Source organism: Gemmobacter sp. (assembly GCF_016792925.1).
In the GTDB taxonomy this organism is placed as follows: domain Bacteria; phylum Pseudomonadota; class Alphaproteobacteria; order Rhodobacterales; family Rhodobacteraceae; genus Gemmobacter.
Map to the genome: position 1 here is coordinate 1 of NZ_JAEULU010000278.1, position 19,222 is coordinate 19,222.

A 19,222-nucleotide genomic window follows, 5' to 3' on the forward strand; every position below is an offset into this window, starting at 1 on the left:
GCACGCAATAGGCCGTGTCGGCTTGCGGGTTGCGCACGCGCTCCAGCTCGGCGGCTTCGGGGCTGGCGGGCAGCACGGTCGCGCCGCCCAACTGCTTGAGATTGCTATAGATCGTGTCGGTCATGGGACGCTCCAAAGTTCAAACCCCGCGCTGATTGCCCCAGACCCAGACATGCAGCTGCGGCAGCACGCGGGGGGCAAACCAGCCATCGGCGGCGACGGTCTCGATCAGCCAGCGCAGGCGCGCGGCGGCGGTGGGCAGGCAGACCGGGGCCTCGGGGTCGACCTCCGGGTTGCCGGGTTGCAGATAGATCGGCAGGCCGGGATGGCGGGCATGGGCAGCGCGGGCAAAAGCGTAATCCTCTGTATCGAAGATCACGATCTTCATCACCACAGGCGCCGCCCCTGCCGCCGTCAGGCAGGCGTCAAACCGCGCCCAGTCGGTCACCTCGCCGCTGGAGGGGGGCTTGGGGCTCAGCACCAGCATATCCAGCGCCGCGAACCAGTCTTGCGCGAGGCTGCCTTGGGTTTCGCAGACAAAGCCATAGCCCTCGGCCCGGCCAAGCGCGATCAGCGGCGCGAAATCCTGGATCGCCGGATTGCCGCCCGAGATCGAGACGGCAAGGGGCCGCCCGCCGCTGAGGTCGCGGATGCGGTCCATCACCGCCTCGGGCGTCATGGCAGCCCAGTCATGGCGGAACCGGCTGTCCACCGCATGCAGGCTGTCGCACCAGACGCAGCGGTAATCGCAGCCGCCCGCGCGCACAAAGACCGTGGGCTGGCCGATCAAGGCGCCCTCGCCCTGCACGGTGGGGCCGAAAATCTCGGCGATGCGCAGGCGGCTCATGGCCGATACTCGGCCCAGGTCTTTGGCGTCTCCGACACCCGCACGGCGGCGGTCTCGGGCCAGCGCGCCGCGCACCAGTCGTAGAAATGCCGCGCCATCGCCTCGGCGGTGGAGGGGCCGGGGAAGACATCGTTCAGGTGCCGGTGATCGAACTGGCTGTCGATATAGTGTTTCAGCGCCGCCAGCTCGTGATAATCGCGCACGAAACCATCGGCATTGAGTGCGGGCGCCGCCAGCTCGACCATGACCACATAGTTATGCCCATGCAGCCGCGCGCATTGGTGATCGGCGGGCAGATGGGTCAGTTGATGCGAAGCGGAGAAGTGAAATTCCTTGCAGATGCGAAACATCACGCCTCCGCCCGGTTGGCCACGGCCTCGCGCCAGAAATCGGGGTCGGCATAGGGGGTCGGATCGGGCAGGCCCGCCAGATCAAAGGCCTCGCGCCGCTCCACACAGGTGCCGCAGCGCCCGCAATGCTGCGCGCCGCCCTTGTAGCACGACCATGTCTCAGTAAAGGGCGTGCCATGGGCCGCGCCCTCGCGCACGATATCGGCCTTGCTGCGATGCACGAAGGGCGTCCACAGCCGCACATCGGCGTATCCGTCCAGCGCCGCGCGCTGCATGGTGTCGAAGGCCTGGGTGAAAGACGGGCGGCAATCGGGATAGATGAAGTGATCACCGCCATGCACCGCCGTCGCCACCGCCTGATCGCCCTGCGCCGCCGCGATGCCATAGGCCACGGTCAGCATGATGGCATTGCGATTGGGCACCACGGTGATGCGCATGGTTTCTTCGGCGTAATGCCCGTCCGGCACGTCGATATTGTCGGTGAGTGCCGATCCGGTCAGCGCGGCGCCAATGGCGCGCAGATCGATCAGGTGATGCGGCACGCCCAGCCTTGCGGCGGCGGCGGCGGCAAAATCCAGCTCCTTGCGGTGGCGCTGGCCATAATCGAAGGAAACGAGCCGGGTCAGATCGCGGCTGCTGGCGGCGATATGGGCCAGCGATACGGAATCCAATCCGCCAGAGCAGATGACAAGTGTTTTCATGGTCAGTCCTTGTTTTGATAACCGGGTAGGCTGCGACCGGTGCGGGCGTTTTAGGGAATTGAGGCCGGGGCCGCAACCCCGCCCAAAGGCGAGGGTCAGCCCTGCCAGATGACCGAGCCCCAAAGCGTGCCCGCCCCGAAGGCCGAAAGCAGCATGGGCCCTTCGCGCAGCCGCCCCTGTCCCGCCACCCGGCAGGACAGCGCCAGTGGCATGGTGGCGGCGGAGGAATTGCCATGCTGCGCAAGGGTGCCCGGACAATCGGCACCTTCAAGGCCAAGCCGCGCCGCCACCTTGTCCAAGATGCGCTGATTGGCCTGATGCGGCAGCCATGTGGCGATCTGCGATGCGTCAAGACCAGCCGCGCGCAGCGCCTCTTGCGCCGATTGCACCATGCCTTCCACCGCGCGGGCAAAGACGGCGCGGCCATCGGGCATCCGCATGGTCAAGCCGCCCGAGCCCGCCCCCGACCCCGTGAAAGGCAGCCGCGAGCCGCCCCGCTCGATGCGGATCATGTCATAGCCCGCGCCATCCGATCGCAGCACCACAGCGCGTGGCCCCAGTTCAGGATCGCGGGCCGGGCGCAGCAATACCGAGCCTGCGGCATCGGCAAACAGCACGCGGCTGGCGGTCTCGGTCGGCTCGATCCGCCGCGACAGCAGATTGGCCGCGATGACCAGCACCGCCTGCCCGGTCATCCGCACATGCCCCGCCCCCAGCACCAGCGCCTGCAAGAACCCGGCGCAGGCCCCGGCCAGATCAACCGCGCCGCAGGTCAGCCCCAGCCGATGCGCCACCAAGGGCGCCGTGGGGGGCAGCAGGTGATCGGGGGTCGAGGTCGCCAGCAGCAGCATGCCCACCTGCGCGGCGTCTTGCCCCTGCAAGGCCATCTGCCCCGCCGGCACCGCCAGATCGCTTAACGCCTGATCGGGCGCGGCGTAATGGCGGCTGCGAATGCCAGTGCGCGTCTCGATCCAGCCTGCGGGCAGGCCCAGATCGGCCTCGATCTCGGCATTCAGCACCCGGCGCGCGGGCAGGTAATGGCCAAAGCCCGCCATCTCCACCCCGCGCTCAGCCAAAGACATCGGCGGCCTCCAGCAGGGCCTCGTGGCAGGCGGTCAGGTCGGCCTCTGTGCTGCAATAGGGTGGCAGTAGATAGACCGTATTGCCCAAGGGCCGGATCAGCAGGTTGCGTTCGGTGAAAAACCGCAGCAGCGCCGGGCCGGTTTCGGCCATATAGCTGCCCGGCCCGCCGATCTCGGCCGCCAGAAGCGTGCCAAGCTGCCGGGCGCCGCTGACCTTGGGATGCGCCGCCAGCCGGGCCAGCCCCTTGGCCTGCGCCGCTGCCACTGCATCAATCCGGGCCTGCACAGGCTCTTGCGCCCAGATCTCCAGATTGGCGACACCTGCCGCGCAGGCAATCGGATTGGCAGTATAGCTGGAGGAGTGGAAAAAGGTCTTGCGCCGGTCGGTCGACCAATGCGCGGCGAAGATCTCCTCGCGGCACAGCGTCACCGCCAGCGGCAGATGGCCGCCGGTGATCCCCTTGGAGAGGCACAGAATATCCGGCACCACGCCTGCATGATCACAGGCCAGAAAGCGCCCGGTGCGGCCCCAGCCGGTCATCACCTCATCCGCGATCAGCAGCACGCCATGGCGGGCGCAGATCGCGGCCATTTCGGCCAGAATGGCGGGCGGATAGAACAGCATCCCCCCGGCGCCAAGCGCCAGCGGCTCGATCAGCAGCGCCGCCGTTTCCGGCGCGCGGGCCAGTTGCTCCAGCGCGTCCAGCGTCGTTTGTTCGCGGCCCGGCGCCGGAAAGGGAATGCGGTCCACCGCGTAAAGCAGCGGGTCATAGGGCTGGGTAAAGGCGCCGCGCTCGCCCGCCGACATGGTGCCGACCGTATCGCCATGATAACCGTTTTCCATCACCACGATGCGGTGCCGCGCCGCGCCCCGGCCTTCATTCCGGTGGCGGAAATGGCCAAGCGCCATCTTGATCGCCACCTCCACCGCCGTCGAGCCACTGTCGGAAAAGAACAGCCGCGTCAGGGCGGGCGGCATATGCGCCAGCAAAAGGCGGGCAAAGTTTTCCGCCGGTTCATGGGTATGGCCCGCAAAGATCACCTGATCCAGCCGCCCGGCCTGATCGCGGATCGCCTGCACGATATGGGGGTGGCAATGCCCATGGGTGACCACCCACCACGAGGAGACCGCATCAAACACCCGCGCCCCCGCCGCATCGGTCAGCCAGGCACCGCTGGCGCTGGTGATGGCGCGCATCTCGGGGAACAGCGCGTGCTGGGTGAAGGGGTGCCAGATCGGCGAGGAGCTCATGCCGCGCCCCCCGGCCCGAAGGCATCGGGCGCAAAGCCCGCGTCAAAACCCGCGCGCAGGCTTTCGGGTGTGACGGTCTCCAGCCTAGGCAGACGGCCCAGAGGCCGGGCGGCGCCCATGCGGCAGATCGTGCTTTCCACATGCGGCTCGGCCGCGCCGATGAAGGCCACGCCATGCAGCGGCACCCCGGCCCGGCGCAGTGCCGCCAGCGACAGCAGGCTGTGGTTGATGGTGCCAAGCGCCGTGCGTGCGCAAAGGATCACCGGCAATTGCCAGCGCGCGAACACCTCCAGAAAGGTCACCTGATCGGTCAGCGGCACCATCAGCCCGCCCGCCCCCTCGATCACCAAGGGGCGGGTGGCGGGCGGCGTCAGGGTGGTGTCGTCGATCTCCACCCCTTCGGCGGCGGCGGCGATATGGGGCGAGGCGGGCAGCCGCAGGCGATAGGCCTCGGGGTGGCAAAAGGCGCCGGTCAGACGCGCGACGGTCTGGCTGTCGGTCTCCTCCTCCAGCCCGGATTGCACGGGTTTCCAATAGGTTGCGCCAAGGCGCGCAGCCAGCCCGGCGGAAAACAGCGTCTTGCCGATGCCGGTATCGGTGCCGGTGACGATAAAGGCGGGGGGCGCGGTGAAGCTGGGGGTCATGCAAGCACCTGTTCAAGCGCGGCAAGGGCGGCGGGCAGCGCCGATGCGGGCGGGTTGAGTGTCAGTGACAGGCGCAGCCGCTCGGCGCCTTTGGGCACGGTCGGCGCGCGGATGGCGCGGATGTCAAAGCCCTGCGCTTGCAGGGTGGCGGCGGCGGCAAGGCAGGCGGCATCGCCCGGCAGGATCACGGGTTGGATCTGGCTGCCCGAGGGCACAAGACCGATGCCCCGCGCCAGATCACCCGCCTGCGCCACCCGCGCCAACAGGGCAAGGCGGCGGCTCGGGTCGGCCTCCAGATGGGCCAGCACGCCGCGCAGCACCTCGGCCAGCAGGGGCGAGGGCGCGGTGGAATAGATGAAACTGCGCGCGCGGTTCACCAGCAGCGCGACCAGCACCGGCGCCGCGCAGACCAGCGCACCCTGCACGCCAAGCGCCTTGCCGCAGGTGTGCAGCGTGATCACGTTTTCCAGATCGGCAAAGGGCGCGGCAAGGCCCCGGCCCTCCGGCCCCCAAAGGCCGGTCGCATGGGCCTCGTCCACGATGAGGAAGGCCTGTTCCTCGGCGGCCAGCGCGGCCAGATCGGCCAGCGGCGCGAAATCGCCATCCATGGAGTAAAGGCTTTCCACCGCCAGCCAGACCTGCCCTTTGCCACCCTGAGCCCGCCAGTTTCGCAGCGTGTCGCGGGCCGATTGCACATCATTATGGGCAAAGGCGCGGGCCTCGGCGGCGCCAAGGCGCAAGCCGTCGCGCGCGCTCGCATGGATCAGCGCATCATGCAGCACCAGATCGCGCGCGGCGGGCAAGACACTGAAAATCGCCAGATTGGCGCTATAGCCCGCAGCGAAATACAGCGCCGCCCCACTGCCGAAATGCGCGGCGGCAGCCTGTTCCAGCGCGGTGAAGGCGTCATGATTGCCGCGCAGCAACCGCGCCGCCCCTGCCCCCGGCGGGTGGCCCCGCTCCAGCGCCGCGCGGGTCAGATCGCGCAGCAGATCAGAGCCCGCCAGCCCCAGATAGTCATTCGAGGCGAAATCGAGGCCCGCCACCGGATGCAGCGCACGGCGGCGCCCGCGCTGATCCAGCGCCTGCAACAGCCCGCGCTGTGCCGCCAGCAGGCTCATGCCTCGGGCGAGGCGCCGTCGCAGCGCGGCACCTCGGGGCGCAGCCCAAGTTTCTGGAACAGCTGCATGTCGCGATCCTCGCCCGGATTGGCGGCGGTCAGCAGCGTATCGCCCATGAACAGCGAATTGGCCCCGGCAAAGAAGCACAGCGCCTGCATCTCGTCGCTCATCTCGGTGCGGCCCGCCGACAGGCGCATATGGCTGCGCGGCATCAGAATGCGGCCAAGCGCCACCACGCGCACGAAATCAATCGGGTCCACCGGGGCGGCCTTGGCCAGCGGGGTTTCAGCGATGGGGATCAGCATGTTGATCGGCACGCTTTCGGGATGTTCCGGCAGCGTGGCCAGCGCCAGCAACATGTCGATCCGGTCGCCCGAGGTTTCGCCCATGCCCAGAATCCCGCCCGAGCAGACCTTGATCCCGGCCTCGCGCACCCGGGCGAGGGTGTCGATGCGGTCGGCAAAGGTCCGGGTGGTGATGACCTCGGGGTAGAAGGATTCGGAGGTGTCGATATTGTGGTTGTAGTAATCCAGCCCCGCGCCCTTCAGGCGCAGCACCTGATGTTCATCCAGCATGCCCAGCGTCATGCAGGTTTCCATGCCCAGCTCGCGCACGCCGCGCACCATGGCCTCGATGGCGGGCATGTCGCGGTCTTTCGGGCTGCGCCAGGCCGCGCCCATGCAATAGCGCGTGGCGCCGGCGGCCTTGGCCTTGCGCGCCTCGGACAGCACGCGCTCCACCTCCATCAGCTTGGAGGCAGAGAGCTGCGCCCCGTTGCGCGCCGATTGGCTGCAATAGCTGCAATCCTCGGGGCAACCGCCGGTTTTCACCGACAAAAGGCGGCTCATTTGCACCTGATTGGGGTCGAAATGCGCGCGATGCACGGTTTGCGCCTGAAACAGCAAATCCATGAAAGGCAGATTATAGATATTTTCTGCCTCGGCGCGCGTCCAGTCGGTGCGAACATCGCTGGTGATCAGATCTTTTGGCATGATGCTTCGCCCCACATCCTATGATGGGGCAAGGAATTGACAAGCTATCTATCTTTTGTCCATCATTTTTCAGATGGCGCTCGCATTATCTATAGTATGCGAGCCAGGTGCCCCTTGCGGATATGCTGCGCCAGATGGCTGGCGGCGCGCTCGGCCGATCCATCGCGCAGCGCGGCCAGAATGGCCTTGTGGTCGCGGTCATCGCGCGGCAGAGGCAGGCGCTGGCGCCCGCCCAGATGCATCGCGCCCCGGCGCAGCATCGCTTGCAGTCGCGCGATCTCGGCCATCAGGCCGGGCAGCGGGCAGGGTTCGATCAGCAGGTGATGAAAGTCGCGATTGGCGGCATCCCAGGCGGCATCCTCAAGGGCGGCGCTGCACGCGCGGTCGGCCTCCAGCAGCTTTGCCAGATGGCCCGGCGGATAATGCGGCTGGGCATGTTGCAGCGCCAGCGCTTCCAGCGCCGCGCGCATCTCCAGCGCCTCGAAATGCTGCGCCGCCGTCACGCCCGCAACGCGCACCCCGCGGCGCGGCAGCGATTGCGCCAGCCCCATGGCCTCCAGCCGCCGGAAGGCCTCGCGCACCGGCACATGGCTGGCCGAAAAGCGCGCGGCGATCTCGTTTTGCAACAGCCGGGCCTCGGGCTGCAATCGGCCATCCTCGATCTCGGAGGCCAGAGCCGTTACGATGCGATCGGCGAGCGTCGGGTCAATTTCGTCCTGCATGGATTGGACCTACCCTTCACCCGCCGGGATTCCAACTGCAAACCTTGCGGTTCCGGCGCCTCAGCCGTCCTGAAGCAGGGCCATCAGGTTTTGATGGGCGTGCAGGATGCGGATGATCTCGACCTCATGATCTGTTCCGCGCCGATAGATCACCAGATGCGCCCCGCTGGCATGCACGCGCACCGGCGGCGTGATCTCGCGGCGCTCTGGCGCCATCTCGGGAAAGCGCGCCAAAAGGTCGAACAGCGCAAACAGCCCGTCGGCATAGCGGTCGGCCTGCGCCATGCCCCAGCGGGTCGCGCCCTGCTGCCAGATCTCTGCCAGATCCGCCTCGGCAGCCGGGCGCAGCGCCCAGCCGTTGTTATGCGCCGCCATGCTGCGCCCGCAGCCGCGCCTTGAAGGCTTCGCGGTCCAGCGCCACGGCGGGGCCGCTGGCGAGGCCCGCATCGACAGCCGCCTGAATCTCGGCCACCGCCTCTTGCCGCGCGCGGTCGCGCCGGATCAGATCGCGGACATAATCGCTGGTATTGGCGTAACGGCCGGTTTTCGCCTGATCCTCGACCCAGGATTTCATCGGGTCCGGCAAAGAGATATTCATGCTGCCCATGGCGGTCTCCTTCCGTGTCAGGATATGGCAAAGATTGCCATCTTGCAAGCCGGGCCTGCCGTTGACACCGGAACCCGTCCCGCCGGCGCCGTCACACCGGACGGCGACGGGCCATCATCCAGATGAAGAACAGCCCGCCCACGAGCCCGGTCACCACGCCGATCGGCATATCCTCGGGCGCGACGGCCACCCGCGCCAGCGCATCGGCCCAGATCAGGAACACCGCCCCCGCCAGCGCCGAGCCCGGCAGGACGCGGGCCGCATCGCCGCCCAGAACAAGGCGCACCAGATGCGGCATCATCAGCCCGACAAAGCCGATCAGCCCGGAAAACGCCACCAGAACCCCGGTGATCAGCGCGGCCACGACAAACACCGTCAGCCGGAACCGCCCGACCTCGATGCCGAGGCTGGCGGCCGTTTCATCGCCAAGGCTCATCGCGTTCAGCCGCCCGGCCTGCGACCAAAGCCACAGCCCGCAGGGCACAAGCACCGCTAAGGGCCAGACCAGATGCCCCCATTGCGCCAGCCCCAGCCCGCCCAGCATCCAGAACACAACCGTATGGGTGGCGCGCGGATCGCCCAGAAAGATCAGGATATTGGCGCAGGCCATGATGACAAAGCTGACCGCCACCCCCGCCAGCACCAGCCGGTCGGCACTGCTGGCCCCGGCCAGCCGGGCCACCCCCAGCACCAGCAGCGTCGCCAGCAAAGCCCCGCCAAAGGCCATCAGCGGCACCGTCAGCAGGCCCAGAAACATGCCGGTATGCAGCAGCGCCGCAATGGCACCGAACGCCCCCCCCGAGGAAATGCCCAGCAGATGCGGATCGGCCAGCGGGTTGCGGGTCACCGATTGCAGGGCCGCCCCCACAATCCCGAGGCCCCCCCCCACTAGCCCCGCCAGCATCACGCGGGGAAAGCGGATTTCCCAGACGATATTCGCCCGCCCCGCGCTCCAATCCGGCGTGACCAGACCGTGAGCCGCCAGACCGGGCGCCACCTGATCCAGCGCGATGCGCCAGACCGTTGCCGGCGGGATCGCCACCGCCCCCACCGACACGGCCAGCACGACAGACAGCACCAGCACCGCCGCCGCCACCAGCGCGAGGCCCAGACCGGCCCCCAAGCGCCGGACAGCAAAGGGCGGGCGGGCCATGCCTCACTGCCCCCAGAAGCCGGAAACCAGCTTTTCCACCGCCTTGATATTGCGCGGCCCCGGCGTGGCCTCGACATATTCCAGCACCACGAAACGGTCATTCTTCACCGCGTCGATCTGGGCGAAGGCGGGGTTCTGCTTCATGAAGGCGATCTTTTGTTCGGCAGTGACATCGCCGTAATTCACGATCACCACCACTTGCGGGTTCCGCTCGATCACCGGCTCCCAGCCGATTTCGGCCCAGCTTTTCTCCAGATCGGACATGATGTTGACCCCGCCCGCCGCCTCGATCATCGCGGTCGGCATGGCATAGGCGCCAGCGGTGAACACCGCCTCCTCGCCGCTGTCATAGACGAACACGCGCAGCGGCGCGCTGCGATCCACCCGCGCTGTCACCTCGGCCAGCCGGGCCTTCCAGCCCGCCACCAGCGCCTCGGCCTTGGCCTCGACCCCGAAGATGCGACCAAGGTTCAGAATGTCGATATACATGTCCTCCATGCTCGACTTCGGCTTGGGGCCAACGAAGATGCAGCTTTCGGTCAGCTCATAGGTCTTGATCCCGAAGGGGGCGAGGGTTTCCGGCGTCACCTCGCCGCCGACCTTCATGCCGTAATTCCAGCCCGCAAAGAAGAAATCGGCCTCGGCCCCGGCCAGCACCTCCTTGGTGGGGTATTTGGCCGAAAGCTCGGGCAGCTCTGCCACGCCCTCGCGCATTTCGGCATCCAGCGTTTTCCAGCCGGAAATGCCGGTATAGCCCACCATCCGGTCGCGCAGCCCCAGAACCAGCATCATCTCGGTCAGGTTCACATCATTGGAGATCGCGCGGGCGGGCGGGGCATCGAAGGTGACCTCGCGGTCACAGCTTTTGACGGTGACGGGTTGGGCCAGCGCGGCAGAGGCAGACAGCAAAACAGCAGCAAGCGAGAGGCGAAGCATCAGGGGGCCTTTCAGGCAGGGATCACAGATGGAAGGAAAAGCGCGGTGCATCGCCGGATCGGTCGATCCGGGTGCGCACGTTGAAGGCCTGGGCCAGATGGGCCTCGGTCAGCGCGGTCTCGGGCGGGCCATCGGCCAGAATGCGGCCCTCGCGCAGGATCAGCACCCGGTCGGCAAATTCGGCGGCAAGGGTCAGATCATGCAGCGTGGCGAGGACGGTCAGGCCAAGGCCCTTGAGCAGCGCCAGCAGTTCCAGCTGATGCCGGATGTCCAGGTGGTTGGTCGGCTCGTCCAGCACGATGATCTTGGGCTGTTGCGCCAGCGCGCGCGCTACCATCACCCGCTGCCGCTCGCCGCCCGAAAGCGTGGCGAAGGGACGGTCGGCCATGGTGCAAAGATCCATCCGCGCGATGGCCGCCGCCACGATCGCGGCATCGCTGCCGGAGGGCGTTGCCCAGCCCCAGCCCTTGCGATGCGGCAGGCGCCCCAGCGTGACGATCTGCCGGGCGGTCAGCGCGAAATCGGTGGGCTGTTCCTGCAAGACGGCGGCAAGGCAGCGGGCGGTTTCCATCGCGCCCATCTGCCAGATGTCGCGCCCCATCAGCCGCACCCGGCCCTGTCGCGGCGCCTGATGGCGATAGATCAGCCGCAAGAGCGAGGATTTGCCCGCACCATTGGCGCCGCAAATCGCCATGATCTGCCCCTCGGGCACAGCGAAATCGAGGTCAGAGAGAATATCGCCCTGCCCCTTCGGCCCCCAGCTCACGCCCTCCAGCGCCAGAACCGTGGGCGGCGCAGGCAGCACGGTGGTAGCAGGCGTCACGGGCGCCACCGCAGCCACCGGCTGCGGCTTGGCAAAGGGCAACACGGCCTGGGGCCGCCGTTTCAAACTGTCCATCGCATGCTCCATCCGGGGCACCCCGCCCGGGTCGGTTATCGGGGGCGATGGCAGGTCTCCTGACTCGCGGGTCTCGGCTTGCCCCGCCTTCCCGCGCCAGCCGCAAGGGCCGGGCGCAGTGGCAGTGGGGGTCGCTCGCCGCTTACAGTTGCGGGGGCAGTCACGGATTTGGCGGCTTTTGCCTACACCACACCGTATTCCCTTTTCACCCGTCCGCGCTGTGCTTGGCCGGGAACCATCTTCCTCAAGCCATGCAGGCCCGCGCGCCTTGCGTCAAGCCGCAATCCGACACGGCGACGCATCCGCCCGACATGGCGCCGTCTGACCCGGCGGGAAATCGCCTTGCGGCAGGCCCGTCGCGCGCCCGCCCGCCAGACGATGCAGCCCCGCTGCGCCTTGCGGCAGGGGGCTGCCCCGGCGGTCAGACGTTCAGCTGCGTTCCCAGCTCCACCACCCGCCCGGCAGGGATGCGGAAATAGTCGGAGGCGGGGGTCGAGTTGCGGGCCATCACCATGAACAGCCGCGCCATGAAGGTGGGAATCTCGCGCCGCGACGACAGGCGCAGCGAGCGGCGCGACAGGATGAACGAGGTCGCCATGATGTCGAACTTCCAGCCCAGCTTGCGGCACAGCACAAGGCCCTGCGGCACATCCGGCTCTTCGGCGTAACCCCAGGTCAGGATCACCTGCCGGAAGCGCGGCGCGATGTCGCGCATCTCCACCCGGTTCTCGGCGCTGACACGCGGCACATCGGCGGTGCGAATGGTCAGCACCACATTCTGTTCATGCAAGACCTTGAAATGCTTCAGGCTGTGCAGCAGGGCTGCGGGGGCAAACTCCGGGTCGGAGGTCAGATAGACCGCCGTGCCGGGCACCGAGGACAGGGATTTCGACTCCAGCTGCGGCAGCAGGGTCTCCAGCCGGATCTCGCCCTGCGCCTCCTTGCTGACCACAAGGCCGCTGCCCTTGATCCAGCTGACCATCAACAGGATCACCACCGCCGCAATCGCCAGCGGCAGCCAGCCGCCATCGGCCAGTTTCAGCAGATTGGCCCCGAAAAACGTCACATCCAGCGCGAAGAAGGGCAGCAACAAGGCCACGGCTGCGGGCGCAGGCAGGCCCCAGGTCTTGTGCGCCACGATCATGGCCAGCGTCGCGGTGACCACCATCGTGCCGGTCACCGCGATGCCATAGGCAGCGGCCAGCGCCGAGGAATTGCCAAAGGCCATCACCAGCGCAATCACCGCCAGCAGCAGAAAGCTGTTCACGGCGGGCATGTAGATCTGGCCTTCCTGCGCGTCCGAGGTGTGGCGGATGCGCATGCGCGGCAACAGCCGCAGCTGGATCGCCTGCCGGGTCAGCGAATAGGCCCCCGAGATCACCGCCTGACTGGCGATGATGGTGGCGGCGGTGGCCAGGATCACCACCGGCAGCAGCAGCGTTTCGGGGAACAGGCGGAAGAAGGGGTTCTCCATCGCCGAGGCGTCTTTCATCACCAGTGCGCCCTGCCCGAAGTAATTCAGCAGCAGCGCCGGAAAGGCGACGAAAATCCAGGCCAGCTGGATCGGCTTGCGCCCGAAATGCCCCATATCGGCATAAAGCGCCTCGGCGCCGGTCACCGCCAGAAATACCGCCCCCAGCACGATCAGCCCCAAAAGCCCGTTGCCGGTCAGAAACCACAGGGCATGCAGCGGGTTCAGCGCGGCCAGAACCTCGGGCGCATCGGCGATATGGGCCACTCCCCCCGCCGCCATGACCAGAAACCACAGCAGGGTGATCGGGCCAAAGAACCGCGCCACCGCTGCCGTGCCGCGGAATTGCACCAGAAACAGGCCGGTGATGATCCCGATGGAAATGGGCAGGATGAAAGGGGTGAAGGTGGTGGTCACGAGGCTTAGCCCCTCGACCGCCGAGAGAACCGAAATGGCGGGCGTGATCGCGGCATCCCCGAAGAACAGCGCCGCCCCGATCAGCCCCATGGCCAGCACCACGCCGCGCCGCTTGCCCAGGCCGCGCTCGGCCAGCGCCAGCAGCGACAACGTGCCGCCCTCGCCCTGATTGTCGGCGCGGGTCAGGATCAGGATATATTTCACCGTCACGATCAGCATCAGCGACCAGGTGATCAGCGACAGCACGCCCAGCACATCCTGCGCCTGCACCCCGCCATGCGAGGCCCCCGCCGCGTGCATCGCTTCGCGGAAGGCATAAAGCGGCGAGGTTCCGATATCGCCATATACCACCCCGATCGCCGCAAGCGACAGTGGCAGCAGCCCCGGGCCGGGGGGCGCATGGTCCTGCATCCTGGGGAGGGTTTCGGGCGTCACGCCGGCATCTGACATGGCAGTCTCATCAGTGGCACCATCCTGGCGATGGCAGGACTGGAGGTGCCCCGATCCCCCGTAAGGATGCGACAGGGAATCGCCATCCCCGCATAAGGAAGGCATAAAGATGATGGACAGCGCCGGGTCCGGCAGCGCAGGAAGGCCAGAAAGCGGCAGGAGACCAAAGCAGGGGGACGGCGCGGGAATGGCAGCGGAAGGGCACAAGACACGGCCATTGGCGCCGCCGGTCCTGTTGCGCGGGCCAACCCTGTCCGGGGGGCTGATCGCCGGGGTGCTGGTGGGGCTGGCGGCGCTGGTGGTCTGGTGGCTTCAGGCCCTGCTGCCCGACACCACGCCGCCGCTGATCTTTCTGATCGCCGTGCTGGTCTCGGCCGCGCGCTCGGGCTTCTGGACCGGGCTGGCCACGGCGGCGGCGGCCTTTCTGGTGATGAATTTCCTGTTCACCGAGCCGGTCTTCACCCTGCATGTGGCGCAACCGCATGATATTGTGACACTGGCGGTCTTTCTGGCGGTGGCGGGGCTGGTCGGCTCGCTGGCGGGGCGGCTGCGCGACAGGGCCGAGGCGGCCCGCGCCCAGGCGGAAACGCTGGCCGTGCTGGCCGGGGCGGCGGCCCAACTGGCCGAGGCCGACAGCCGCGCCGATCTGCTGGCGCGGGCGGTGCGCGCCCTGGCCGATCTGGCGCAGGGTCAGGCCGTGCTGGTCGATCTGCCGCATCTGCCGCATGTGCTGGCGGCCCATCCGCCGCTGACCGAGCTTTCGGCTGCCGATGCCCAGGGCGCCGAGCGCTGCCTTCGCTCGGGGCGGGCGCAACCGGCAGCGGCCGAGGGCTGGCCCGGCGCGTCGCAGGATTATCTGATCGTGCCGCAAGGCGGGGCGGCGCTGGCCTTTGGCCATGCCCGGCTGATGGGCCACGACACCGCGCAACGCGCCATTGCGATAGCAACTCTGGCCGAGCAGGTGGCGCTGGCGCTGCGGCGGCTGGAGGCCAGCACGCAGGAGGCCCTGGCCCGGCAGGAGGCCGAACGCGAGGCCACGCGCGCGGCGCTGCTCACCTCGCTCAGCCATGATCTGCGCACGCCGCTTGCCACCATCCTGGGCGCCGCCACCACCCTGAACGAGCTGCATGACGGCTTGCCACCCGCCGCGCGGACCGATCTGCTGGCCGCCATCGCCGAGGAGGCCGACCGGCTGAACAGCCATGTCACCAACCTGTTGCAGATGACCCGCCTGTCGCGCGAGATCGTCTTGCGGCGGGATTGGGTCGACCTGAACGATATTGCCAGCGCGGCGCTGACCCGGGCGCGCCGCGCCCATCCGGCAGTGCCCTGCCTGACCAACCTTGCCGATCTGCCGATGGTGCGGGCCGAGGCCGGTTTGCTGGAACAGGCGGTGTTCAACCTGATCGAGAATGCGATGAAACATGGCTTGCCGCCCGTCCGCATGACCAGCCGCCAAAGCGGGCAGACTCTCACCCTCACCATCGGCGATGCCGGGCCCGGCCCTTCCGCGCAGGTGCGGGACTGGCTGAAGGCCGCCCCGATGTGGCCGATGCCCGAACAGCGCGGGCTGGGCCTTGCCGTCGCCAAGGGGATTGCGCGGGTGCATGACGGGCAGTTGCACTGGGCCGAGGGCGCCTTCTGCCTGTCGCTGCCTGCGGGGGAGCGGCCATGAGCGGCGGCCCGCGCATCCTGATCGTGGATGACGAGGCGCAGATCCAGCGCTTTCTGGTGCATGCCCTGACCGCCACCGGCTATGAAACCGAAACGGCAGGCAGCGCCGCCGAAGCCCGTGCCAGCCTTGCGCGCGGGCAGCCGGATCTGGTGATCCTCGACATCGGCCTGCCCGATGCCGATGGCAAGACGGTGATCGAAGCCCTGCGCGCGCGCTCGGATGTGCCGATCATCGTGCTGTCGGCCCGCGATCAGGAGATGGAGAAAATTCTGGCGCTTGATCTGGGCGCCGATGATTTCGTGGCCAAGCCCTTTGCCATCGGCGAGCTGCTGGCGCGGATCCGGGTCTGCCTGCGCCCGCGCCGCGACGAGGCGCCGCTGACCCGCATCGGCTTTGGCCCGCTGGAGATCGACCTGGCGGCCCATCGGGTGCGGCGCGGGGCCGAGGTGATCCACCTGACGCCCAAGGAATTCGAGCTGCTGCGCGCCTTTGCCGAGGCCCCCGGCCGCGTGCTGACCCATCGCCAGCTTCTGACCCGGATCTGGGGCCCCGCCCATGCCGAGGATGTGCCCTATCTGCGCGTCTTCATCGGGCAGCTTCGGCAAAAGATCGAGGCCGACCCGGGCCATCCCCGGCTGATCCAGACCGAGCCCGGCATCGGCTATCGTGGCATGGCGGCGCTCGACGGGCGCGCCTGACGCCGCCGGCCGGGCTCAGCCCCCGAGGGCTGCAAGGAAGGCGTCGAATTCGGCATCCTTGATCGGCACGCTATGTTCCGCCGCCGGATAGCCGCCCTGATCCACATCGGCCTTGAAGGCGGCAAAGGCCGCGATCCGCGCCTCTTGCAGGGCCTTCATCTGCGGCGCCAGTTCGGCGTAAACCTTGCCATGGCGCGGCTTGTGGTTCAGGCCATAGCCGCAGACATCCTCGGTGAACAGATATTGCGCATCGGCATGTTTGCCCGCGCCCATGCCCAGCATGACCACCGAGGAATTCTGCGACAGATAGGCCGCGACCCGGTCGGGCACCACCTCCAGCTCGGCGGCGAAAACCCCGATTTCCTCCAGCTTGCGGGCATGGCGCCACAGTTTTTGCGCCTCATCCGCCGTCTTGCCCACGGCGCGCCAGCCGGTCCAGCTGATATAGGAGGGGATCAGGCCGATATGGCCGACCACCGGGATATGGTTGTCGCACAGCACCTTCTGGATGTCATAGGAGGCGGCGCAGTAATAGGCGTCTCCGCCCAGCGAGGCATAGTGAAAGGCCGCGCGCAGGTAATCCTCGGCGGTGGCAAGGGGGCGACCGTTGAAGCTGCCCCAGCCGCCATAGGGCAGGCCCACCTGCACAAAGCAATCGCCCGCCGCCTCGCGCATGGCGGCATCGAAAAAGCGCCCCTCGATGGAGAGCATATGAATGCCAGCCGCCGCTGCGGCTGCGGCCTCGTCATGGGTCTGGACATAAAGCATCGAGATTTTCTGCCCGCGCGCCTTCATGGCGCGGATGTCCTGGACGTGGGGTCGGTTGTGATACATGCTCATGTGGGTCTCTTGAATGGGGGCCAAAGGGCGGGTGGCGCGAGGTTAAAGCTCGATCATCACGCGGCCCGCATCGACCTTGCAGGGATAGGTGCGCAGGTTGTTGCAGGCGGGGGGCGTCTCCACCTCGCCGGTTTCCAGATTGAAGATCGAGGAATGTTTCGGACATTCCACCGTGTTCTCGATCACCAGCCCGTCACAGAGATGCACATCCTCATGGGTGCAAAGCCCGTCAGTGGCGAAATAGCGGTCTTCGTGATTGCGATAGATGGCGAAGGTGCGGCCGTCATGGTCAAAGCGGCGCGCCTCTTCGGGGTCCAGCGTGGCGGGGCCGGTGTCGATCCAGGGCATGTGGTCCTCAGATGGCTTGGGGTTGGTAATCGGCGGGGGCTTGTGGCATCACGCCTTTCAGCAGCGCCACGGATTTTTCGAGGCCTTCGAGACCGTTCAGCAGCACGTCCTCATGCTCGATCGACAGCCAGCCGTCATAACCGGCCATCTTGAGCCGGTAGCAGAACTGCCGCCACCATTCCTCGCCATGGCCGAAACCGAGGGTGATGTAAGACCAGGAGCGCGCCGGAATATCCATCAGGCTGCCGGTTTCCAGCAGACCCGTGGTGGCCTGTTTCGGGGCATTGAGGAAGGTATCCTTGGCGTGAACGTGATAGAGCGCGGCGCCAAGCGCCTCGGCGGCGATCAGCGGGTCGGCACCCATCCAGAACAGGTGCGAGGGGTCGAGGTTCGCCCCCACCACCGGCCCCACCGCCGCGCGCAGTTTCAGAAGCGACGGCACGTTGTAGACGGCCTGATTGCCATGCAGCTCCAGCGCGATCTTCTCCACCCCGTTCTCGCGGGCCAGCGCCACGATCTCGGTCCAGAAGGGGATCAGCCTTTCCTCCCATTGATAACGCAGGATGGCCTGCGTCTCGGGTGGCCAGCTGGAGACGACCCAGTTCGGCATCGTGTCCGTCGGGCTGCCCGCAGGCAGGCCCGACATTGTGCAGACGGTCTTGACCCCCATCAGCCCGGCCAGCCGGATCGTGTCGCGCAGGCCCTGACCCTGCGCCGGGTCGGTCGGGTGCAGCGGATTGCCATTGGCATTCAGCGCGATGATCTCCAGCCCGCGCGCGGCAAAGGCAGCGGCAAAGCGGGCGCGCGCCTCGGGCGAGGCCAGCAGGCCCTGTAGGTCGCAATGCGGCGCGGTGGACCAGCCGCAGGTATTGACCTCGACCCCCTGCACGCCCAGCCGGGCGGCATGATCCAGCAGGGTCAGGAAAGGCAGATTGCCCAGCGAGTCGGACACAAACCCAAGTTTCATGCGTAAAGCTCCGGTTTGGCGATCATCTGAACTGGCTGGCGCTGGCCGGTGGCCAAGGCCTTTGCGCCCGCCTCGGCCACGATGGCCGCCGCATAGCCATCCCAAGCCGAGGAGGCCTGGGCCGGAAAGACGCCCGTGGTCACAAAGCACAGGAAGGCACGGTTCTGGCGGATATAGGCCTCGCGGTAGCGGCCCCGCCAATCGGCCTCATAGGCCGCATGGCTGCCAAGGGCGGCATCGCTGCGGGTATAGGCCACATGGGTCATGGCGATGGAGCCCGCCTCGCCCACCAGTTCGGCGCGCACGTCATAGCCATAGGCGGCGTTGTTGTTGATCTCGATATTCACCAGCTGGTGCTGATCGGTTTCCACCACCATCATCACCGGCGCCACACGCGCATCGCTGCGCCGGGGCTGGAAGGCCGAAATGGCGGTATAGTCACAGCCCAGCACATGCCGGACCACATCAAACTCATGCGGCGCCGAATTGGTGATCGCCATGGCGCCGGTGAAATCAGCCGCCGGAGTTTCCACATTGCGGTGAAAATTATGCATCATCAGCGCGCGGCCCAGCCGGCCCTGATCCAGCGCCGCCTTCATCTCGACATAGGCCTGATCGAAGCGGCGCATGAAGCCCAGCATGACATGGCGCCCGGCGGCGGCCTCGGCCCGCATCACCGCCAGACATTCGGCGGGCGATTGTGACAGCGGCTTTTCGCACATCACCTTCTTGCCCGCCGCGATACAGGCCATCGACAGCGGCGCATGGGTGACATCGGGCGAGGCCACGATGACCGCATCAATATCGGCGCGCGCGATCACCGCCTCGGGGTCCGAGGCGACCTCGGCCCCATAAGGCGCCGCGACCGTGGCGGCGCGGGTGGTGTCGCGGTCGCAAATGGCGGCCAGGGTCGCCCCCGGCAGGTCTTCGGCCACGATCCTGGCATGGTCGGCCCCCATGAGGCCCGCACCAATCACGGCAACGCGGATGGTCATGTTCATGTCTTTCCTGTGAGAGGCGCCCTGGCCGGAGCAAAACCGGCCAGGGCCTT

The 19,222-nt window shown here is 67.4% G+C and carries 21 protein-coding genes, 1 pseudogene and 1 riboswitch; of the genes and pseudogenes, 2 read left to right on the plus strand and 20 right to left on the minus strand.

Going from position 1 to position 19,222, the window contains the following annotated elements; all coding sequences use genetic code 11:
* The 16 genes and pseudogenes from JNN06_RS13115 to JNN06_RS13190 all read right to left on the minus strand — a co-directional run.
* Positions 1–124 (minus strand): annotated as a pseudogene (locus JNN06_RS13115) (NADPH-dependent 7-cyano-7-deazaguanine reductase QueF); the annotation flags it as partial.
* 15 nt (positions 125–139) lie between these two features.
* Positions 140–847 carry a 7-carboxy-7-deazaguanine synthase QueE gene (gene queE, locus JNN06_RS13120; RefSeq protein WP_291240040.1) on the minus strand — a complete coding sequence of 236 codons (708 nt, stop codon included), beginning with the start codon at positions 845–847 and terminating at the stop codon, positions 140–142.
* On the minus strand, positions 844–1,197 hold the full coding sequence (gene queD / locus JNN06_RS13125) for a 6-carboxytetrahydropterin synthase QueD (protein ID WP_291240041.1): 354 nt from the start codon (positions 1,195–1,197) through the stop codon (positions 844–846). The genes queE and queD overlap by 4 nt, the downstream gene beginning before the upstream one ends.
* Entirely contained in the window at positions 1,197–1,898 is a 702-nt protein-coding gene (queC, locus tag JNN06_RS13130) for a 7-cyano-7-deazaguanine synthase QueC (protein WP_291240042.1), read from the minus strand. Before queC ends, queD begins: the two co-directional genes overlap by 1 nt.
* 95 nt (positions 1,899–1,993) lie before the next feature.
* Entirely contained in the window at positions 1,994–2,980 is a 987-nt protein-coding gene (locus tag JNN06_RS13135; RefSeq protein ID WP_291240043.1) for a beta-ketoacyl-ACP synthase 3, read from the minus strand.
* Complete coding sequence (locus tag JNN06_RS13140; RefSeq protein ID WP_291240044.1) at positions 2,967–4,232, minus strand: adenosylmethionine--8-amino-7-oxononanoate transaminase; 1,266 nt, start codon at positions 4,230–4,232, stop codon at positions 2,967–2,969. Before JNN06_RS13140 ends, JNN06_RS13135 begins: the two co-directional genes overlap by 14 nt.
* Positions 4,229–4,876, minus strand: coding sequence for a dethiobiotin synthase (bioD, locus tag JNN06_RS13145; RefSeq protein ID WP_291240045.1), 648 nt, complete (start codon positions 4,874–4,876; stop codon positions 4,229–4,231). Before bioD ends, JNN06_RS13140 begins: the two co-directional genes overlap by 4 nt.
* Positions 4,873–5,997 carry an aminotransferase class I/II-fold pyridoxal phosphate-dependent enzyme gene (locus tag JNN06_RS13150; protein ID WP_291240046.1) on the minus strand — a complete coding sequence of 375 codons (1,125 nt, stop codon included), beginning with the start codon at positions 5,995–5,997 and terminating at the stop codon, positions 4,873–4,875. Before JNN06_RS13150 ends, bioD begins: the two co-directional genes overlap by 4 nt.
* Complete coding sequence (gene bioB, locus JNN06_RS13155) at positions 5,994–6,989, minus strand: biotin synthase BioB (protein WP_291240047.1); 996 nt, start codon at positions 6,987–6,989, stop codon at positions 5,994–5,996. The genes JNN06_RS13150 and bioB overlap by 4 nt, the downstream gene beginning before the upstream one ends.
* Before the next feature lie 89 nt (positions 6,990–7,078).
* On the minus strand, positions 7,079–7,711 hold the full coding sequence (locus JNN06_RS13160; protein WP_291240048.1) for a GntR family transcriptional regulator: 633 nt from the start codon (positions 7,709–7,711) through the stop codon (positions 7,079–7,081).
* Between the two features lie 60 nt (positions 7,712–7,771).
* Positions 7,772–8,086, minus strand: coding sequence for a type II toxin-antitoxin system RelE/ParE family toxin (locus tag JNN06_RS13165; protein ID WP_291240049.1), 315 nt, complete (start codon positions 8,084–8,086; stop codon positions 7,772–7,774).
* Positions 8,073–8,318, minus strand: a complete 246-nt coding sequence (locus tag JNN06_RS13170) for a type II toxin-antitoxin system ParD family antitoxin (RefSeq protein WP_291240050.1) — start codon at positions 8,316–8,318, stop codon at positions 8,073–8,075. Before JNN06_RS13170 ends, JNN06_RS13165 begins: the two co-directional genes overlap by 14 nt.
* Before the next feature lie 91 nt (positions 8,319–8,409).
* Positions 8,410–9,471, minus strand: a complete 1,062-nt coding sequence (locus JNN06_RS13175) for an iron ABC transporter permease (protein WP_291240051.1) — start codon at positions 9,469–9,471, stop codon at positions 8,410–8,412.
* Positions 9,472–9,474: 3 nt separating this feature from the next.
* The gene (locus JNN06_RS13180; protein ID WP_291240052.1) at positions 9,475–10,407 is read right to left on the minus strand and encodes an ABC transporter substrate-binding protein; all 933 of its coding nucleotides are present in this window, start codon (positions 10,405–10,407) and stop codon (positions 9,475–9,477) included.
* A gap of 22 nt (positions 10,408–10,429) precedes the next feature.
* Positions 10,430–11,305 (minus strand): ABC transporter ATP-binding protein, encoded by an 876-nt coding sequence (locus JNN06_RS13185; protein ID WP_291240053.1) that lies wholly within the window; start codon positions 11,303–11,305, stop codon positions 10,430–10,432.
* 31 nt (positions 11,306–11,336) lie between these two features.
* Positions 11,337–11,560, minus strand: a riboswitch (cobalamin riboswitch).
* A gap of 166 nt (positions 11,561–11,726) precedes the next feature.
* Entirely contained in the window at positions 11,727–13,643 is a 1,917-nt protein-coding gene (locus JNN06_RS13190; protein ID WP_291240054.1) for a potassium transporter Kup, read from the minus strand.
* Positions 13,644–13,830: 187 nt separating this feature from the next.
* On the opposite strand from JNN06_RS13190, the gene JNN06_RS13195 reads away from it, so the two are divergent.
* Positions 13,831–15,318 (plus strand): DUF4118 domain-containing protein, encoded by a 1,488-nt coding sequence (locus JNN06_RS13195; RefSeq protein WP_291240055.1) that lies wholly within the window; start codon positions 13,831–13,833, stop codon positions 15,316–15,318.
* Positions 15,315–16,016: a response regulator transcription factor gene (locus JNN06_RS13200; RefSeq protein ID WP_291240056.1), complete on the plus strand. Its 702-nt coding sequence runs from the start codon at positions 15,315–15,317 to the stop codon at positions 16,014–16,016. Before JNN06_RS13195 ends, JNN06_RS13200 begins: the two co-directional genes overlap by 4 nt.
* Positions 16,017–16,031: 15 nt before the next feature.
* On the opposite strand, the gene JNN06_RS13205 is transcribed toward JNN06_RS13200, so the two are convergent.
* From JNN06_RS13205 to JNN06_RS13220, 4 genes are read right to left on the minus strand one after another with little or no spacing between them, the layout of a single operon-like run.
* Positions 16,032–16,856 carry a 3-methyl-2-oxobutanoate hydroxymethyltransferase gene (locus JNN06_RS13205; RefSeq protein WP_291240057.1) on the minus strand — a complete coding sequence of 275 codons (825 nt, stop codon included), beginning with the start codon at positions 16,854–16,856 and terminating at the stop codon, positions 16,032–16,034.
* Positions 16,857–16,898: 42 nt separating this feature from the next.
* Positions 16,899–17,204 carry a MocE family 2Fe-2S type ferredoxin gene (locus JNN06_RS13210; protein ID WP_291240058.1) on the minus strand — a complete coding sequence of 102 codons (306 nt, stop codon included), beginning with the start codon at positions 17,202–17,204 and terminating at the stop codon, positions 16,899–16,901.
* A gap of 7 nt (positions 17,205–17,211) precedes the next feature.
* Complete coding sequence (locus tag JNN06_RS13215; RefSeq protein WP_291240059.1) at positions 17,212–18,171, minus strand: sugar phosphate isomerase/epimerase; 960 nt, start codon at positions 18,169–18,171, stop codon at positions 17,212–17,214.
* Positions 18,168–19,172, minus strand: coding sequence for a Gfo/Idh/MocA family oxidoreductase (locus tag JNN06_RS13220; protein WP_291240060.1), 1,005 nt, complete (start codon positions 19,170–19,172; stop codon positions 18,168–18,170). Before JNN06_RS13220 ends, JNN06_RS13215 begins: the two co-directional genes overlap by 4 nt.
* Positions 19,173–19,222: the final 50 nt, after the last annotated feature.

What these genes read in the sequence shown, in the direction of transcription:
- queE (WP_291240040.1), bottom strand. Translation starts at nt 847, where the DNA reads ATGAGCCGCCTGCGCATCGCCGAGATTTTCGGCCCCACCGTGCAGGGC.
- queD (WP_291240041.1), bottom strand. Translation starts at nt 1,197, where the DNA reads ATGTTTCGCATCTGCAAGGAATTTCACTTCTCCGCTTCGCATCAACTG.
- queC (WP_291240042.1), bottom strand. Translation starts at nt 1,898, where the DNA reads ATGAAAACACTTGTCATCTGCTCTGGCGGATTGGATTCCGTATCGCTG.
- JNN06_RS13135 (WP_291240043.1), bottom strand. Translation starts at nt 2,980, where the DNA reads ATGTCTTTGGCTGAGCGCGGGGTGGAGATGGCGGGCTTTGGCCATTAC.
- JNN06_RS13140 (WP_291240044.1), bottom strand. Translation starts at nt 4,232, where the DNA reads ATGAGCTCCTCGCCGATCTGGCACCCCTTCACCCAGCACGCGCTGTTC.
- bioD (WP_291240045.1), bottom strand. Translation starts at nt 4,876, where the DNA reads ATGACCCCCAGCTTCACCGCGCCCCCCGCCTTTATCGTCACCGGCACC.
- JNN06_RS13150 (WP_291240046.1), bottom strand. Translation starts at nt 5,997, where the DNA reads ATGAGCCTGCTGGCGGCACAGCGCGGGCTGTTGCAGGCGCTGGATCAG.
- bioB (WP_291240047.1), bottom strand. Translation starts at nt 6,989, where the DNA reads ATGCCAAAAGATCTGATCACCAGCGATGTTCGCACCGACTGGACGCGC.
- JNN06_RS13160 (WP_291240048.1), bottom strand. Translation starts at nt 7,711, where the DNA reads ATGCAGGACGAAATTGACCCGACGCTCGCCGATCGCATCGTAACGGCT.
- JNN06_RS13165 (WP_291240049.1), bottom strand. Translation starts at nt 8,086, where the DNA reads ATGGCGGCGCATAACAACGGCTGGGCGCTGCGCCCGGCTGCCGAGGCG.
- JNN06_RS13170 (WP_291240050.1), bottom strand. Translation starts at nt 8,318, where the DNA reads ATGGGCAGCATGAATATCTCTTTGCCGGACCCGATGAAATCCTGGGTC.
- JNN06_RS13175 (WP_291240051.1), bottom strand. Translation starts at nt 9,471, where the DNA reads ATGGCCCGCCCGCCCTTTGCTGTCCGGCGCTTGGGGGCCGGTCTGGGC.
- JNN06_RS13180 (WP_291240052.1), bottom strand. Translation starts at nt 10,407, where the DNA reads ATGCTTCGCCTCTCGCTTGCTGCTGTTTTGCTGTCTGCCTCTGCCGCG.
- JNN06_RS13185 (WP_291240053.1), bottom strand. Translation starts at nt 11,305, where the DNA reads ATGGACAGTTTGAAACGGCGGCCCCAGGCCGTGTTGCCCTTTGCCAAG.
- JNN06_RS13190 (WP_291240054.1), bottom strand. Translation starts at nt 13,643, where the DNA reads ATGTCAGATGCCGGCGTGACGCCCGAAACCCTCCCCAGGATGCAGGAC.
- JNN06_RS13195 (WP_291240055.1), top strand. Translation starts at nt 13,831, where the DNA reads ATGGCAGCGGAAGGGCACAAGACACGGCCATTGGCGCCGCCGGTCCTG.
- JNN06_RS13200 (WP_291240056.1), top strand. Translation starts at nt 15,315, where the DNA reads ATGAGCGGCGGCCCGCGCATCCTGATCGTGGATGACGAGGCGCAGATC.
- JNN06_RS13205 (WP_291240057.1), bottom strand. Translation starts at nt 16,856, where the DNA reads ATGAGCATGTATCACAACCGACCCCACGTCCAGGACATCCGCGCCATG.
- JNN06_RS13210 (WP_291240058.1), bottom strand. Translation starts at nt 17,204, where the DNA reads ATGCCCTGGATCGACACCGGCCCCGCCACGCTGGACCCCGAAGAGGCG.
- JNN06_RS13215 (WP_291240059.1), bottom strand. Translation starts at nt 18,171, where the DNA reads ATGAAACTTGGGTTTGTGTCCGACTCGCTGGGCAATCTGCCTTTCCTG.
- JNN06_RS13220 (WP_291240060.1), bottom strand. Translation starts at nt 19,172, where the DNA reads ATGAACATGACCATCCGCGTTGCCGTGATTGGTGCGGGCCTCATGGGG.